This window comes from Quadrisphaera sp. DVD1 (assembly GCF_058932755.1).
Genome location: NZ_JBZYWI010000089.1, coordinates 1 through 12,520, shown reverse-complemented (window position 1 = coordinate 12,520; position 12,520 = coordinate 1). Strand labels below are relative to the sequence as shown.

Genomic DNA, 12,520 nt, shown 5'->3' with positions numbered 1-12,520 from the left:
ACAGGCGCGGGCTTTCCGCGCCGCGACGCCGGCGGGAGGCCGCCGATCCGCCGGTGAGCAGGACCGCAGCCGCGCTGGCTCCTGCGCCCGCGGGGCCGGTCAGGCGCTGCAGCCACGTGCCGGCTCCGGGCACGTGGAGGACCGCGCGCCCGATCACGTCGTCGGCCGGGGGGCGCATCGGGTCGACGGACTCGTTGTTGTCGCCCTGCAGCACGTACCCGGCGGCGTCGCCGTCGACGATCCGGTGCAGGACCACCAGGCCGGCCTCGGTGCCGCGGTAGGCCGCGACGTCCCCGACGCGGTAGGGCGGGAGCTGCGCCACCACCACCAGGTCGCCCTGCGTGTAGGTCGGCTCCATGCTCACGCCGTGCGTGGTCACCAGCGCCACCCGACCCGTGAGCAGCACCACCGCCGCCGCCACCACCACGAGGGCGGTGACGGCGGCGAGGGCCGCTGCGGGTCGGGTCACGGGCTTACTGCGAGGACGCGACGGTGATCGCGAGGTCGTCGACGCCGGTGTAGCCGCCGTCGAGGTCGGGGTCGCCACCGGTGAGGTCGACCGTGCAGACCGAGACCGAGTCCGGCAGGGCCGCGGTGACCGCGGTGCAGGTGAACAGGTCCTGGTCGGACCCGGTGACGGCCGCGGTGACGGCCTTGTCCACGGCCTCGGCGCCGGTGAACTGGAGGGTGATCGTGTCCACGGTCCGCTTCGCGTCGTCCACGAAGTGGTACTGGATGTTGTCCAGCGTGGCGCCGGTGACCGCCTGGGTCACGGTGCCGCCGACGAACTGCGCCTGGCTGGCCCGGCCGGTCGTCGTGACACCGGTGCCGGTGAAGGCCGAGCCGGCCGCGGCGACCACGCCGGCGGCGGCGAGGGCGGAGACGATCTTGGTCGTGGTGCGCATGGGGAGCTCCCTGGGCTGCGGCCCTCGTGGACCGGTTCGCTCGGGATGTCGACACCGCGCGCCGCCACCTGGGGCCGGACGGGCGCCGCACCACCCGTCCGGCCCAACCGCGCCGCGGCGGCTCAGCCGGCGCCGCTGCTCGCGCCGGGCTCCTCCAGGTCGAGCGCGGCCCCGATCAGCGCGAGGTGGCTCAGGCCCTGCGGCAGGTTGCCCAGGAACGCGCCGTCCGCGGGGTCGATCATCTCGGCGAGGACGCCGACGTCGTTGGCCAGCGGCACCAGCTCGGCCATGAGGGCGCGGGCCTCGTCGGTGCGCCCGACCAGGTGCAGCGCCGAGACGGTCCAGAACGAGCACGCCAGGAACGCGCCCTCCTCCTCCTGCGCCCCGCTGTAGCGGTGCATGAGGGGGCCGCTGCTCAGCTCGGCCCGCAGCGCGTCGATCGTCGCCGACATCCGCTCCCCCGTGTCGAACCCGCTGCCGGCGTGCAGCAGCACCGAGGCGTCGAGGTCGTCACTGCCGGGGAACCACACGTAGCTGCGGCGCTGCTCGGACCAGCAGTGCTCCTCCACCCACGCGCGGATCCGCTCCGCCTCGCGGGCCCACCGGGTGGGGTCGCCGGGGATCTGCCCCGCCTCGGCCAGGTGCACGGCGCAGCGCAGCGCCTGCCAGCAGCCGAGCTTGGAGGAGGTGTAGTGCTCCTCGCGCTCCAGCTCCCACATGCCCGCGTCGCGGCGGCGCCACACGTCGCAGGCCAGGTCCGCCATCTCGGCGAGCAGGTGGCCGGTGTCGGTGTTGAGCACGTGGCCGTTGTCCACGTACAGGCGGACGGTGTCGAAGAGGTCGCCGAACACCCCCAGCTGCAGCTGCCTCGCCGCGCCGTTGCCGGTGGCCACCGGGCCGATCCCGCGCCAGCCCGGCGCCTCGGGCAGCTGGTGGGGCTGGGGCAGCTCGCCGTCGAGGCGGTAGAAGACCTGCATCTGCCGGCCCTGCCGGTCGATGGTGCGCAGCAGCCAGCTGGTGGCCGCGTGGGTCTCCTCGCGCAGGCCGAACCGGAACAGCGCCTTCAGCGTGTACGCCGCGTCGCGCACCCAGGCGAAGCGGTAGTCCCAGTTCTTGCCCCCCTGCAGGCTCTCGGGCAGCGAGGTCGTGGCCGCGGCGGCCACCGAGCCGCTCGGCCCGTGGATGAGCATCTTGAGCACCAGCGCGCTGCGCTGCACGGCCTCGGCCCACTGCCCGCCGTCGGCGGAGAACTGCGCCGACCACCGCTCCCAGTCCGCGACGGTGCGGTCCAGGCCGGCGTCGACGTCCTCGGGCGCGGAGAGGTGCAGCGGCTCGCCGGAGGAGGCGACCACCCCGACGAGGTGCCGGGAGCCCGGCGCCGTGGTGAGGGTGCCGCGCACGGCCCGGTCCGTCTCCTCGACCTGCCCCTCCCCCAGCAGGCGCACCGCCATCGTCACCCCGTCGACGCGCAGCACCGTGCCGTGCACGGTCTCCCGCGCCCAGGGCGACGCGCCGTTGAGGCAGGTGCCCGGCGCCACGGCCCAGCGCACCTCGACCCGGCCCTCCACCCCCTCCACGCGCCGGGCGAGCTCCGCCCACGGCAGGCGCCCGGAGACCCCGGTGTTCAGCGCGTCGGTGACGCGGACCACGCCGGAGGCGGTGGTGTGGGTGGTCTCCAGCACGTTCGTGCCGGGCAGGTAGCGGCGCACCGTCGTGAACGGCTCCACCGGGGCGAGCTCCAGGCGCCCGCCGTTCGTCGCGTCGAGGACGCCGGCGAAGGGCGGGTCGGAGTCGAGGTCCGGGATCGGCCACCAGTCGACGGAGCCGTCGAGGGCGACCAGCGCGACCGTGCGGGTGTCGCCGATCGGGGCGTAGGAGCGCAGGTCGGCGTACCCGTCGACGCGCGGGGACGTCCGCGAGGGCGGCCGCGGCGGTGCGGACGTCGTGGGGTCGAGCTCGGGCGCGGCCATGCGGTCTCCTGGGGTGGGCGGCGCCCCCCATCCTGCGCAGCCCCCGCGACCTGCGCAGGATGGGGGCGTGGATCTCGACCTGACCGGACGCACCGCCTTCGTCAGCGGCTCCAGCCAGGGCATCGGGCGCGCGATCGCCGTGGGGCTCGCGCGCGCCGGCGCCTCGACCGTCCTCAACGGGCGCGACGCCGCCCGGCTGGAGCAGGTGCTGGGCGAGCTGCGGCGCGAGGTGCCGGGCGCCGACCTGCGGGCCGTCGCGGCCGACGTCGCCACCGCGGAGGGCGCCGACCGGGTGCTGGAGGCCGTGCCGCGGGTCGACGTGCTCGTCAACAACCTGGGGATCTTCGGCCCGCGCCCGGTGCTCGAGGTCGACGACGAGGAGTGGCGGCGCTACTTCGAGGTCAACGTGCTGTCCGGGGTGCGCCTGGCCCGTCAGCACCTGCCCGGGATGGTCGAGCGCGGCTGGGGGCGGGTGCTCTTCCTCGCCAGCGACTCCGCGGTGGTCGTGCCGGCCGAGATGGTGCACTACGGCGTCACGAAGACGGCGCTGCTGGCCGTCTCCCGCGGGTACGCGAAGGCGGTGGCCGGCACGGGCGTCACGGTGAACACCGTCGTCGCCGGCCCCACCCGCACCGAGGGGGTCGAGGACTTCGTGGGCCAGCTCGTCGGCACCGACCTGCCGTGGGAGCAGGCGGAGGAGCGGTTCATGGCCGAGCACCGGCCGAACTCGCTGCTCCAGCGACTCATCCGCCCCGAGGAGATCGCGAACATGGTCGTCTACCTGGCCTCCGACCAGGCCTCGGCGACCACCGGCGGGGCCCTGCGGGTCGACGGCGGCTACGTCGACGCCATCCTCCCCTGACGCCTCCGCCGCAGGTGGCGACGGGAATTGAGTCGGGTCGACTCACGTTGAACACCTCGATGGCGCCGCACCGGTGCCAGCAGCACCACCGCACGAGGAGACCGACCATGAGCACGCTCGTCATCCGCCGCCCGGCGCGGCCCTCCGCCGCCCGCCGCGACCTGTTCTCCCCCTTCGCCCTCGCCCCGCTCGCGCTGGCGGTCCCCGCGGCTCCGGCCGTGGCCCTCGAGCGCGACGGCGAGGACGGCGTCCTCACCGTCGAGGCCCCGGGCCTCGACGCCGCGCGCGACCTGTCGGTCGAGGTCACCGGCAGCGCGCTGACCGTCGCCGGCACCCGCCGCTCCACGAGCGGCCCGGTCCGGCGCGAGACCCGCTTCTCCCGCACCGTCGCGCTGCCCGAGGGCGTCGGCGCGGACGCCGTGACCGCCTCCTACGAGGCCGGCGTCCTGCGGGTGCGCGTGGCGGGGATGTTCCCCGCGCCCGTGCAGCCGGAGACCGTCCGCGTCGCCATCACCAGCGACGTCCCGGCCGTCGAGGCCTCCCAGCCGGCGGAGGCCGCGGAGGCCGCTGAGGTCGAGGCGCCCCAGGCCGACCGGGCCTGAGCACCTCCGCTGCGGCGCCCGGTCCCCCGACCGGGCGCCGCAGCGCCGTCAGCGGGTCGGGATCCCGAAGTACCCGTCCGGCGCCCCGGGCACCGGGGTGAAGCCGAGGCGGGCGTAGAAGCCGCGGGCCCGCGCGTTGCGCGGGTCCACCCCCACGTGCAGCGCGGCGGCGCCGCGGGCCGCCACCAGGGCGAGGAGGGCCCGCACCAGCTCGGCGCCGTGGCCCTGGCCCTGGTGGTCGGGCAGCAGGTCGACGTGCAGGTGGGCAGGGTGGCCCTCCAGCCCGGGGACGAGCATCTGTTCAGGCTCGTGGCCGCGCACGACGAGGTGCTCGGTCGGCGTCCGGGGCGGGCCTGCCGGGGCGGGGTGGCGCTGCGCGAAGCCCGGCAGCCAGTCCCGGCGCCAGGCCCGGACGAAGCCGGCCGTGTCGGCGGTGCCGAGCACGTAGCCCACGGCGCGCTCGCCGTCGTCGAGCACCAGGGCGAGGTCCGGCTCGAGCGCCAGGTACGGCCCCGCGTACACGTCGGGCAGCAGGTCGTCGTCGGGGTGCTGGCCGGTCGCGTCCTCGCCGGCGTCCCCGGTGCGCACGCAGATGTCGTAGACGGCGTCGCGGTCGCCGTCGCGGTAGGGGCGCAGGGTCGCTCGGGGGAGGCGCACGCCCCGCACCGTACGACGGGGAGGATGGGCGCGTGGACGGGCAGCGGCTGACCGGGGCGGACGTCGCGTGCTGGGTGCTCAAGACGAGCGCTCCGCCGGCGGCGGTCGCGGCGGGCTGGCAGCCCGGGACCACCGCCCAGGTGGGCCGCTGCGTGCGGCGCTCCTACCGGCTGGGCCTGATGGCCCCGGGCCAGCGCTGCCTGCTCTGGCTCAGCGGGCGCCGGGACCCCGGCGTCCACGCCGTGGGGGTGCTGGCCGGCCCACCGGACGACGCCCTCACCGTCGAGGTCGCCCTGCACCGCCTCGTCGACCCCGTGCCGCGCGCGCACCTGCTCGCCACGCCGTTCGCGAGCGCCGAGGTGGTGCGGATGCCGGCGGGCAGCAACCCCTCCTGGCTCTCCGCGGCGCAGCTGCGACCGGTGCTCGACCACCTGGACGCCGACGAGCTGCTCGCGGCCGGGTGGGCCTGAGCCCCCTCATGCCCCGGCCAGCCGGCGCAGCGCGAGCAGGCCGGCCGGGCTGCCGCGCCAGTGCCGCTCCAGCGCCTGCGGTCCCGCGGCCCGCACCACCGAGCGCAGGACGAGGACGACGACCACGGCGTCGTCGACCTGGCCGAGCACCGGGATGACGTCGGGCACCAGGTCGAAGGGCATCGCCAGGTAGGCCAGGAGCAGGACCAGGCGCACCCGCACCCCGCGCGGCAGGTCGTGGTCGCCGGCCAGGCGGCGCAGCAGGCCGACCACCTGCGGCAGGAGGCGCAGCGCCTCGGCCAGGCGGACGTCGTCCGGGCGCCGCCACCAGAGGACGGCGAGCAGCGCGAGCCAGGCGAGCAGCAGGCCCCCGGCCGCGCCGGCCAGCAGCGGCCAGGCCCGGCCCGCGGCGTCAACCACCGCTCACCCGGGGGGGTCAGCGGGCCAGGTCGGCGGCGAAGCGCTCCAGCCACTCGCGGGCGACGAGGGCCGCCACCAGCTGCTCGGAGGCGCTCGGCACCCCCAGCGCCTCGCGCACCCGCTGGGCCTCGGCCTCGTCGAGGGCCGGCTCCTCGGCCGGGCCGTCGAGCTCCTCGCCCGCGCGCACCTGGTCGGCCACGGCGGCGGCCGCCTCGTGCGCCAGCGCGGGGTCTGCGGTGCCGTGGGCCCGCAGCACCTGGATCATCTGCAGGCGCGCGGCGTCCTCGGTGCCCCCGCTCTCCGCCGTGGCCACGGCCACGGAGGCGAGCCCGCGCACGACCGCGGTGCGGCCCCGGTCGACCACCGGCGCTCAGGCCCGCTGGTCGACGACGGAGCCAGCAGCGGGGCCGGCAGCGGGGCCGGTGGCGGGGCGGGTGACGGAGCCGGTCGCCGAGCCGCTCACGTCGATGTCGACGCGCTCGGAGCGCAGGTCCGCGCTCACCACCTGCTCGCCGCGGACCTTCTCGGTGATGATCCGCACGCGCTCGACCGGCACCACCTCCACGCCGACCACGGGGCGCTCCTCGTGCAGGACGATCTCCAGCACGGCGTCGGGCGACAGCGGGTCGCGCAGCAGCTCGTCGCCGGGCAGCACGTCCAGGGTGCCGGCGGGGTCGTCGATCGGCGTCCGCTCGACCTCGAGGACCTCGCGGCGCACCTGCACCTCGACCCGCTGCACGACGGTCTCGGTCACCACCCGCCGGCGGACGACGACGCGCTGGTAGGGACGGCGCGCGGACTCCACGCGCAGCTGCTCCTCGGAGCGGACCACCTCGAGGCGGTCGGAGACGGTGCGGTCGGCGTCGATCTGGTCCACCGGGGCCCTCCTCGGGCGGGAGTCGTGCACCTTGGTACGGGCGCCCAGCATCCCAGAGCGGGGCCCGGTCCGCCGCTGGGAGCAGCGGCGGACCGGCGCTCAGCTGGGGTCGCCGCCCTCGTCGCCGAGCGCCTCGACGGCCCGCGCCTCGCTGTCGCGGTTGCGGCCCGCGGCGGAGACGATGACCTCCACCGCCTCGTCGACGTCGTCGGTGAGGGTGATCAGGTCGAGGTCGGTGGCAGAGATCGCGCCCTTGTCGAGGACCGTGCTGCGCAGCCAGTCCAGGAGCCCGCCCCAGTACGCGGTGCCGACGAGCACGAGCGGGAAGCGCGTGACCTTGCGGGTCTGCACGAGGGTCAGCGCCTCGAAGAGCTCGTCGAAGGTGCCGAAGCCGCCGGGCAGCACGATGAAGCCGTCGGCGTACTTGACGAACATCGTCTTGCGGGCGAAGAAGTAGCGGAAGTGGACGCCGAGGTCCACCCACTCGTTCATGCCCTGCTCGAAGGGCAGCTCGATCCCCAGGCCGACGGAGACGCCGCCGGCCTCGCTGGCGCCGCGGTTCGCCGCCTCCATGGCGCCCGGGCCGCCGCCGGTGATGACGGCGTAGCCGGCGCGGGCCAGCGCCGCACCGACGGCGACGCCCTGCGCGTACTCCGGGGCGTCGACGGACGTGCGCGCGGAGCCGAAGACGCTCACCGCGGGCCCCAGCTCGGCGAGGGCGCCGAAGCCCTCGACGAACTCGCTCTGGATGCGCAGCACCCGCCAGGGGTCCTCGTGCAGCCAGCTCGCCTGGCTCCGCCCGTCGAGCAGGTGCTGGTCGGTGGTGGCCTGCGGCACCATCTCGCGCCGGAAGGTCACCGGGCCCTGGTGGTAGCGCTCGTCCTCGCGACGGGTCATCGCACCTCCCGGTTCACGGCATCTCCACGGTCTCGGCTCGGGCGAGCTCGGCGATGGCGGCGTCGAGGTAGCCGTCCAGGGGCACGGCCCGGAAGGCCAGCAGGTCGGCGACCAGCAGCGGGGCGTGCTGGGCCACCTCGAGGGCGGTGATCTCCCGCGGCTCGTCCTCCTCGCCGCCGTGCACGCCGAGGGCGCCCACGAGCAGCACGACGAGGACGCCGGGGTCGACCTCGGGGAACCACGGGGCCGCCGAGCGCACGCAGCCGTCGAGCACGGTGGCGACGTCGTCGCCGCTCAGGCCGTCGAGGTGCGTCTCCTCGAGCAGCATCCGCACGACGTCGCCGAGGAGCACCTGCACGCGGGCCGGGTCCTGCGCGGCCAGCTGCGCGACGGCGTCGTCGAAGACCTCGCGGTGCTCGGCGCGGGCGGCGGCCACGGCGTCCACCACCGCCACCGCGATCGCGCGCACCGGGGCCGGGGCCTGGCGCCAGGAGGTGACCACCACGCCTCCCTCCCTCACGCCGCGACCGGTTCGAGCACGAACACGGGGATCTCGCGCTCGGTCTTCGCCTGGTAGTCGGCGTAGTCGGGGTAGGCCGCCACGGCGCGCTCCCACCACTGCGCCTTCTCCTCGCCGGTGACCTCGCGCGCCGTCATGTCCTGGCGGTGCGGGCCGTCCTGGAGCTCCACGTGGGGGTCCGCCAGGACGTTGTAGTACCAGACCGGGTGCTTGGGGGCGCCGCCGAGCGAGGCGACGACCGCGTAGCGGCCCTCGTGCTCGACCCGCATGAGCGGCGTCTTGCGCAGCCCGCCCGACTTCGCGCCCACGGTGGTGAGGATGACCACGGGCATCCCGCGCAGCGTGGTCCCCTCGGTCCCGCCGGAGCTCTCGTAGAGCTCGACCTGGTCGCGCACCCACTGCTCGGGGCTCGGCTGGTACTCACCGCTCAGAGGCATGGGCCCAGTCAACACCGCCGGGCCGACTGCGCGCTGCACCGGCCCGCTGCTCACCCCCTCGCCACCGGCAGCTCGAGCTCGACGTCGACGACGAGCGGGCGGTGGTCGGACAGGGCCAGCGCGGGCGCTCGGGCGGGGCCGGTGGCGCGCAGGCCGCCCCGGGCGAGGACGTGGTCGAGCTGGCGCTCCGGCGACTCGACCGGGAAGGTCGGGGCGCTGGCGAGCGGGCGCATCCGGGTCAGCCGCGCGGGACGCTCGCCCGCGAGGTTGAGGTCGCCCATGACCACCACCGGGCCCGGCACGGGCGCGGTGGCGCGCACCAGGCGGCGCAGCTGCACGACGTTCCACCCGGGCACGAACGACAGGTGCGTCACGGCCACGGTGACCCGGCCGGCGGGGGCCTCGACGTCGGCGACCACCGCCACCCGCGGCTCGTCGGTGACCAGGACCGGCCGCCGGCGCCCGGGGAACCACACCGGCACCCTCCCCCGCAGCTCCGGGAGCCGCACGACCTGCCAGGAGGCGACCGGGTAGCGCGACAGCAGCGCGATGCCGTAGGCCGCCGTGCCGGGCTGCTCCTGCCCGGTCGCCGCCATCCACGTCGCCCCGGGGGTGCCCGACAGCGCGGCGACGAACCGGTGCGCGACCGCGCCCATCGCCTCGGCCGCCACGGCGGTCAGGTCCGCGCCGCCCGAGCGCGGCTGGTCGCGGTCGACCTCCTGCAGCCCGAGCACGTCCGCGTCGAGGGAGGCGACGGCGTCGCGGAAGCGGGGGACGTCGACCCGCCCGTCGGCGGGCGAGCGGCCGTGGAGGATGTTGAAGGTCGCCAGGCGCATGAGCCGAGTGTTGGGTACAACGCTGGTGTGTCCACTCCAGACGCCTCCCCGCAGGACGAGCTCCGCGAGGCGCTCAAGCTGACCGCCGTCGGCCTCAAGCGCGCGGAGGTGCCGTTCGCGCTGTGCGGCGGGTACGCCGCCTGGGCGCGCGGGGCCCCGGAGCCGAGCCACGACGCCGACTTCCTCGTCGCCGCCGAGGACGCCGACCGCGCGGCCGAGGCGCTGAGCGGCGCCGGGCTGTGGGTGGAGCGCCCCCCGGAGGACTGGCTGTTCAAGGTGCGCGCCGCCGAGGGCGCGGAGTCCTTCGTCGACGTGCTGTGGCGCCTGTGCGACGCCCCGGTGGAGCAGGACCTCCTCGACCGCTCCGACACGATGCCCGTGCTGTCGGTGATCATGCCGGTGCTCAACGCCACCGACGTGGTCGCCGGCAAGCTCTCCGCCCTCACCGAGCACTACTGCGACTTCGGCCGCCTGCTGCCGGTGGCCCGGGCGCTGCGCGAGCAGGTCGACTGGGACGCCGTCCGCACCCGGACGGCGTCCAACGACTTCGCAGCGGCGTTCCTCGTGCTGCTCGAGCGGCTCGGCGTCGTCGAGCCCGCAGACGCCTCCGCGGCCTGACTCCCCTGCCGCCTCCTCCTCCTCCTCCGAGCGCGGGGCGTTCCTGTGCCCGTCTGGTGGGCACAGGGACGCCTCACGCTCGCCAGGAGCGGGTGTGATCCCACCCAGTCGCGCGTGGTGCGCTGACCGGGGACGCGCAGCCGCGCGGAACTGCTCGGTCGGCACCGCTCGGCGTCCCCGGTCGACGGCCGTGCACCGCTCGGCGCCGGTCGTCCACAGGGCGGCGGACGCCGGCCCCGCGGCACCTCCCGCGCGGCCATGCTGGGGCGATGGCGCTGCGGCACACCACCACCGACTCCCCGATCGGCCCGCTGACCCTCGTCGTCGACGACGCCGGCGCCCTGGCGGGCCTGTACCTGCCCGACCACGTGCCGGCGCCGACGCCGGCGCGCCTGGGCGAGCGGGCCGAGGACGACGACCCGGCGCTGGCCCGGGCCGCGGCGGCGGTGCGTGCCTACCTCGACGGGAGCGCCCCGTCGGTCGACGTGCCGCTGGCGGCGCCCGGCGGCACCGCCTTCCAGCAGCGCGTGTGGCAGCAGGTGGCGGCGATCCCCCGCGGCGAGACGCGCACCTACGGCGAGATCGCCGCCGCGGTCGGCCACCCGGGCGCCGGACGGGCCGTCGGCGCGGCGATCGGGCGCAACCCGCAGTGCCTGGCCGTGCCGTGCCACCGGGTGCTCGGGCGCGCCGGTGCGGTCACCGGCTACGCCGGCGGGGTCGAGCGCAAGCGCTGGCTGCTCGCGATGGAGGGGGTCGAGGCCGCCAGCGATGAGTCCGCCGCGCCGCGGCGGTCTGCACGGGCGGCGGGGACGAGCCCCGCCCGACCGACCCGGAGGAGACCCGCCGTGGCTGCTGCTGCGTTCCCCAAGATCTTCGTCAACCTGCCCGTGGCCGACCTCGAGGCCTCCAAGGGCTTCTTCAGCGCCCTGGGCTTCACGATCAACCCGCAGTTCACCGACGAGAACGCCGCGTGCGTCGTCTTCAGCGACACCATCTACGCGATGCTGCTGACCAAGCCCTTCTTCGAGGGCTTCACCGGCACGACGACGCTCGACGCGCACGAGGGGGTGGCGTCGATCCTGGCCCTGGGCCTGGAGAGCCGCGAGGCCGTCGACGCGCTGGCCGACAAGGCGGTGGCCGCGGGCGCGAAGCCCACCAAGGACCCCGAGGACCAGGGCTTCATGTACGGGCGCAGCTTCGCCGACCTCGACGGCCACCGGTGGGAGGCGTTCTGGATGGACCCGGCCGCCGCCGAGGGCAGCGCCCCGGCCTGAGGCCGGGGCGCTGCGGCCTCGAGGTGCTGCCGGTCAGGACGCCGGCGGCACCCGGGGCGCGGGCTCGAGGTGCACGGCCTTGAGCGCCGTGAGCTCGCCCAGCAGGTCGGGCCCGTAGCCGCGGCCGCTGCCGCTGCCGCGGCGCGGGTCGGCCGAGCCGCCGGGGGCCCCGCCCCAGACGGCGTTGACCTTGACGGTGCCGACCTCGAGCGACTCCGCGGCGGTCATCGCGTGCGCCATGTCCGGGGTCAGCACCGTGGCCGCCAGGCCGTAGGCGCCCGAGCCTGCCAGCTGCAGGCCCTGCTCGAAGGAGTCGACGACGGTCACCGCGGCGACCGGCCCGAAGGTCTCCTCGGTCATCACCGCCATCTCCTCGGTGCACCCGACGAGGACGGTGGGCGGGAACCAGCTGCCGGGCCGGTCCAGGCGCGCGCCCCCGGCCACGGCGCGGGCACCGGCGGCCAGGGCGCCGTCCACGTGCGCGGCGACGACGGCGAGCTGGCGCTCGTCGACCATCGGGCCGAGCTGGCTCGCCGGGTCGGTGGGCTCGAGCACGGCGGTGCCCTCGGCGATGGCGGCCAGCTCGGCCACGACGGCGTCGGCCACGTCGGCGTGCAGGTACACCCGCTCCACGGACGTGCACAGCTGGCCGGTGTTGGTGAACGCGCCCGCGGCGATCTGCGCGGCGGCCCACGCGGGGTCGACCCCGGCGTCGACGAGGATCGGGTCCTTGCCGCCGTTCTCCACCAGCGCCTTCGCCCCGCGCGCGCCGACCGCGGCGGCGATCTTGCGCCCGGTGGCGGTGCTGCCGACCTGGGCCACGACGTGCACGCGCTCGTCGGCGACGATCCGCGCGCCGACGAGCCCGTCACCGCTGACGACCTGCAGGACGCCGGCCGGCAGCGCGGCGGCGATGAGCCGGGCCATCGCGTACCCCGGGGCCGCCGAGCGCTCCGACGGCTTGTGCACGACGGTGTTGCCGGCCACCAGCGCCGCGGCCAGGAGCCCCGCGGCCGCCGGGAACGGGTCGTTCCACGGCGTGATGACGGCGACCAGGCCGCGCGGCTCGCGGCGCACCACGTCGACGGCGCCGACCGCCCCGCCGAGGTTGCGCCCGGCGTCCAGGACGCCGGTCACGGCCGCCTCGTCGAGGATGTCGGCCGCGACCCGGGCGG

Annotated in this window: 17 protein-coding genes and 1 pseudogene; 6 read left to right on the top strand and 12 right to left on the bottom strand. The window is 76.4% G+C overall.

The genetic code is table 11. From position 1 onward, the window contains the following. The 3 genes from AC5FZL_RS11095 to AC5FZL_RS11085 form a co-directional block, all read right to left on the bottom strand. On the bottom strand, positions 1-469 hold a 469-nt coding region (locus AC5FZL_RS11095; RefSeq protein ID WP_493618645.1), incomplete at its 3' end, for a signal peptidase I. Positions 470-473: 4 nt separating this feature from the next. Beyond that, positions 474-905, bottom strand: coding sequence for a hypothetical protein (locus AC5FZL_RS11090; protein ID WP_493618644.1), 432 nt, complete (start codon positions 903-905; stop codon positions 474-476). Positions 906-1,027: 122 nt separating this feature from the next. Next, positions 1,028-2,875, bottom strand: a complete 1,848-nt coding sequence (locus tag AC5FZL_RS11085) for a glycoside hydrolase family 15 protein (protein ID WP_493618643.1) — start codon at positions 2,873-2,875, stop codon at positions 1,028-1,030. A 67-nt stretch (positions 2,876-2,942) separates the two neighbouring features. On the opposite strand from AC5FZL_RS11085, the gene AC5FZL_RS11080 reads away from it, so the two are divergent. Further along, positions 2,943-3,737: an SDR family NAD(P)-dependent oxidoreductase gene (locus tag AC5FZL_RS11080; protein ID WP_493618642.1), complete on the top strand. Its 795-nt coding sequence runs from the start codon at positions 2,943-2,945 to the stop codon at positions 3,735-3,737. 107 nt (positions 3,738-3,844) lie between these two features. Beyond that, the gene (locus AC5FZL_RS11075) at positions 3,845-4,339 is read left to right on the top strand and encodes an Hsp20/alpha crystallin family protein (protein ID WP_493618641.1); all 495 of its coding nucleotides are present in this window, start codon (positions 3,845-3,847) and stop codon (positions 4,337-4,339) included. Positions 4,340-4,387: 48 nt separating this feature from the next. Here the strand turns inward: AC5FZL_RS11075 and AC5FZL_RS11070 are convergent, their stop codons facing one another. Next, positions 4,388-4,996 (bottom strand): GNAT family N-acetyltransferase, encoded by a 609-nt coding sequence (locus AC5FZL_RS11070; protein WP_493618640.1) that lies wholly within the window; start codon positions 4,994-4,996, stop codon positions 4,388-4,390. A 32-nt stretch (positions 4,997-5,028) separates the two neighbouring features. Between AC5FZL_RS11070 and AC5FZL_RS11065 the strand changes: the two genes are divergently transcribed. Beyond that, on the top strand, positions 5,029-5,466 hold the full coding sequence (locus tag AC5FZL_RS11065; RefSeq protein ID WP_493618639.1) for a hypothetical protein: 438 nt from the start codon (positions 5,029-5,031) through the stop codon (positions 5,464-5,466). Positions 5,467-5,472: 6 nt separating this feature from the next. Here the strand turns inward: AC5FZL_RS11065 and AC5FZL_RS11060 are convergent, their stop codons facing one another. From AC5FZL_RS11060 to AC5FZL_RS11030, 7 genes are all read right to left on the bottom strand, one after another. Then, positions 5,473-5,886: a YkvA family protein gene (locus tag AC5FZL_RS11060; RefSeq protein ID WP_493618638.1), complete on the bottom strand. Its 414-nt coding sequence runs from the start codon at positions 5,884-5,886 to the stop codon at positions 5,473-5,475. A 16-nt stretch (positions 5,887-5,902) separates the two neighbouring features. Next, positions 5,903-6,250: a hypothetical protein gene (locus AC5FZL_RS11055; RefSeq protein WP_493618637.1), complete on the bottom strand. Its 348-nt coding sequence runs from the start codon at positions 6,248-6,250 to the stop codon at positions 5,903-5,905. Between the two features lie 6 nt (positions 6,251-6,256). Next, positions 6,257-6,763, bottom strand: a complete 507-nt coding sequence (locus AC5FZL_RS11050) for a DUF2382 domain-containing protein (RefSeq protein ID WP_493618636.1) — start codon at positions 6,761-6,763, stop codon at positions 6,257-6,259. A 99-nt stretch (positions 6,764-6,862) separates the two neighbouring features. After that, on the bottom strand, positions 6,863-7,660 hold the full coding sequence (locus AC5FZL_RS11045; RefSeq protein ID WP_493618635.1) for an LOG family protein: 798 nt from the start codon (positions 7,658-7,660) through the stop codon (positions 6,863-6,865). A 13-nt stretch (positions 7,661-7,673) separates the two neighbouring features. Next, on the bottom strand, positions 7,674-8,165 hold the full coding sequence (locus AC5FZL_RS11040; protein WP_493618634.1) for a hypothetical protein: 492 nt from the start codon (positions 8,163-8,165) through the stop codon (positions 7,674-7,676). 11 nt (positions 8,166-8,176) lie between these two features. Next, positions 8,177-8,617 (bottom strand): nitroreductase family deazaflavin-dependent oxidoreductase, encoded by a 441-nt coding sequence (locus AC5FZL_RS11035; RefSeq protein ID WP_493618633.1) that lies wholly within the window; start codon positions 8,615-8,617, stop codon positions 8,177-8,179. 50 nt (positions 8,618-8,667) lie between these two features. After that, positions 8,668-9,453 (bottom strand): endonuclease/exonuclease/phosphatase family protein, encoded by a 786-nt coding sequence (locus tag AC5FZL_RS11030; protein WP_493618632.1) that lies wholly within the window; start codon positions 9,451-9,453, stop codon positions 8,668-8,670. Positions 9,454-9,480: 27 nt separating this feature from the next. Between AC5FZL_RS11030 and AC5FZL_RS11025 the strand changes: the two genes are divergently transcribed. From AC5FZL_RS11025 to AC5FZL_RS11015, 3 genes and pseudogenes are all read left to right on the top strand, one after another. Beyond that, positions 9,481-10,071, top strand: a complete 591-nt coding sequence (locus AC5FZL_RS11025) for a hypothetical protein (RefSeq protein WP_493618631.1) — start codon at positions 9,481-9,483, stop codon at positions 10,069-10,071. A 269-nt stretch (positions 10,072-10,340) separates the two neighbouring features. Further along, positions 10,341-10,814 (top strand): annotated as a pseudogene (locus AC5FZL_RS11020) (methylated-DNA--[protein]-cysteine S-methyltransferase); the annotation flags it as partial. Continuing rightward, positions 10,815-11,345 (top strand): VOC family protein, encoded by a 531-nt coding sequence (locus AC5FZL_RS11015; RefSeq protein ID WP_493618646.1) that lies wholly within the window; start codon positions 10,815-10,817, stop codon positions 11,343-11,345. Positions 11,346-11,378: 33 nt separating this feature from the next. Here the strand turns inward: AC5FZL_RS11015 and AC5FZL_RS11010 are convergent. Continuing rightward, on the bottom strand, positions 11,379-12,520 hold a 1,142-nt coding region (locus tag AC5FZL_RS11010), incomplete at its 5' end, for an aldehyde dehydrogenase family protein (protein ID WP_493618630.1).

What these genes read in the sequence shown, in the direction of transcription:
- AC5FZL_RS11090 (WP_493618644.1), bottom strand. Translation starts at nt 905, where the DNA reads ATGCGCACCACGACCAAGATCGTCTCCGCCCTCGCCGCCGCCGGCGTG.
- AC5FZL_RS11045 (WP_493618635.1), bottom strand. Translation starts at nt 7,660, where the DNA reads ATGACCCGTCGCGAGGACGAGCGCTACCACCAGGGCCCGGTGACCTTC.
- AC5FZL_RS11035 (WP_493618633.1), bottom strand. Translation starts at nt 8,617, where the DNA reads ATGCCTCTGAGCGGTGAGTACCAGCCGAGCCCCGAGCAGTGGGTGCGC.
- AC5FZL_RS11075 (WP_493618641.1), top strand. Translation starts at nt 3,845, where the DNA reads ATGAGCACGCTCGTCATCCGCCGCCCGGCGCGGCCCTCCGCCGCCCGC.
- AC5FZL_RS11085 (WP_493618643.1), bottom strand. Translation starts at nt 2,875, where the DNA reads ATGGCCGCGCCCGAGCTCGACCCCACGACGTCCGCACCGCCGCGGCCG.
- AC5FZL_RS11030 (WP_493618632.1), bottom strand. Translation starts at nt 9,453, where the DNA reads ATGCGCCTGGCGACCTTCAACATCCTCCACGGCCGCTCGCCCGCCGAC.
- AC5FZL_RS11015 (WP_493618646.1), top strand. Translation starts at nt 10,815, where the DNA reads ATGGAGGGGGTCGAGGCCGCCAGCGATGAGTCCGCCGCGCCGCGGCGG.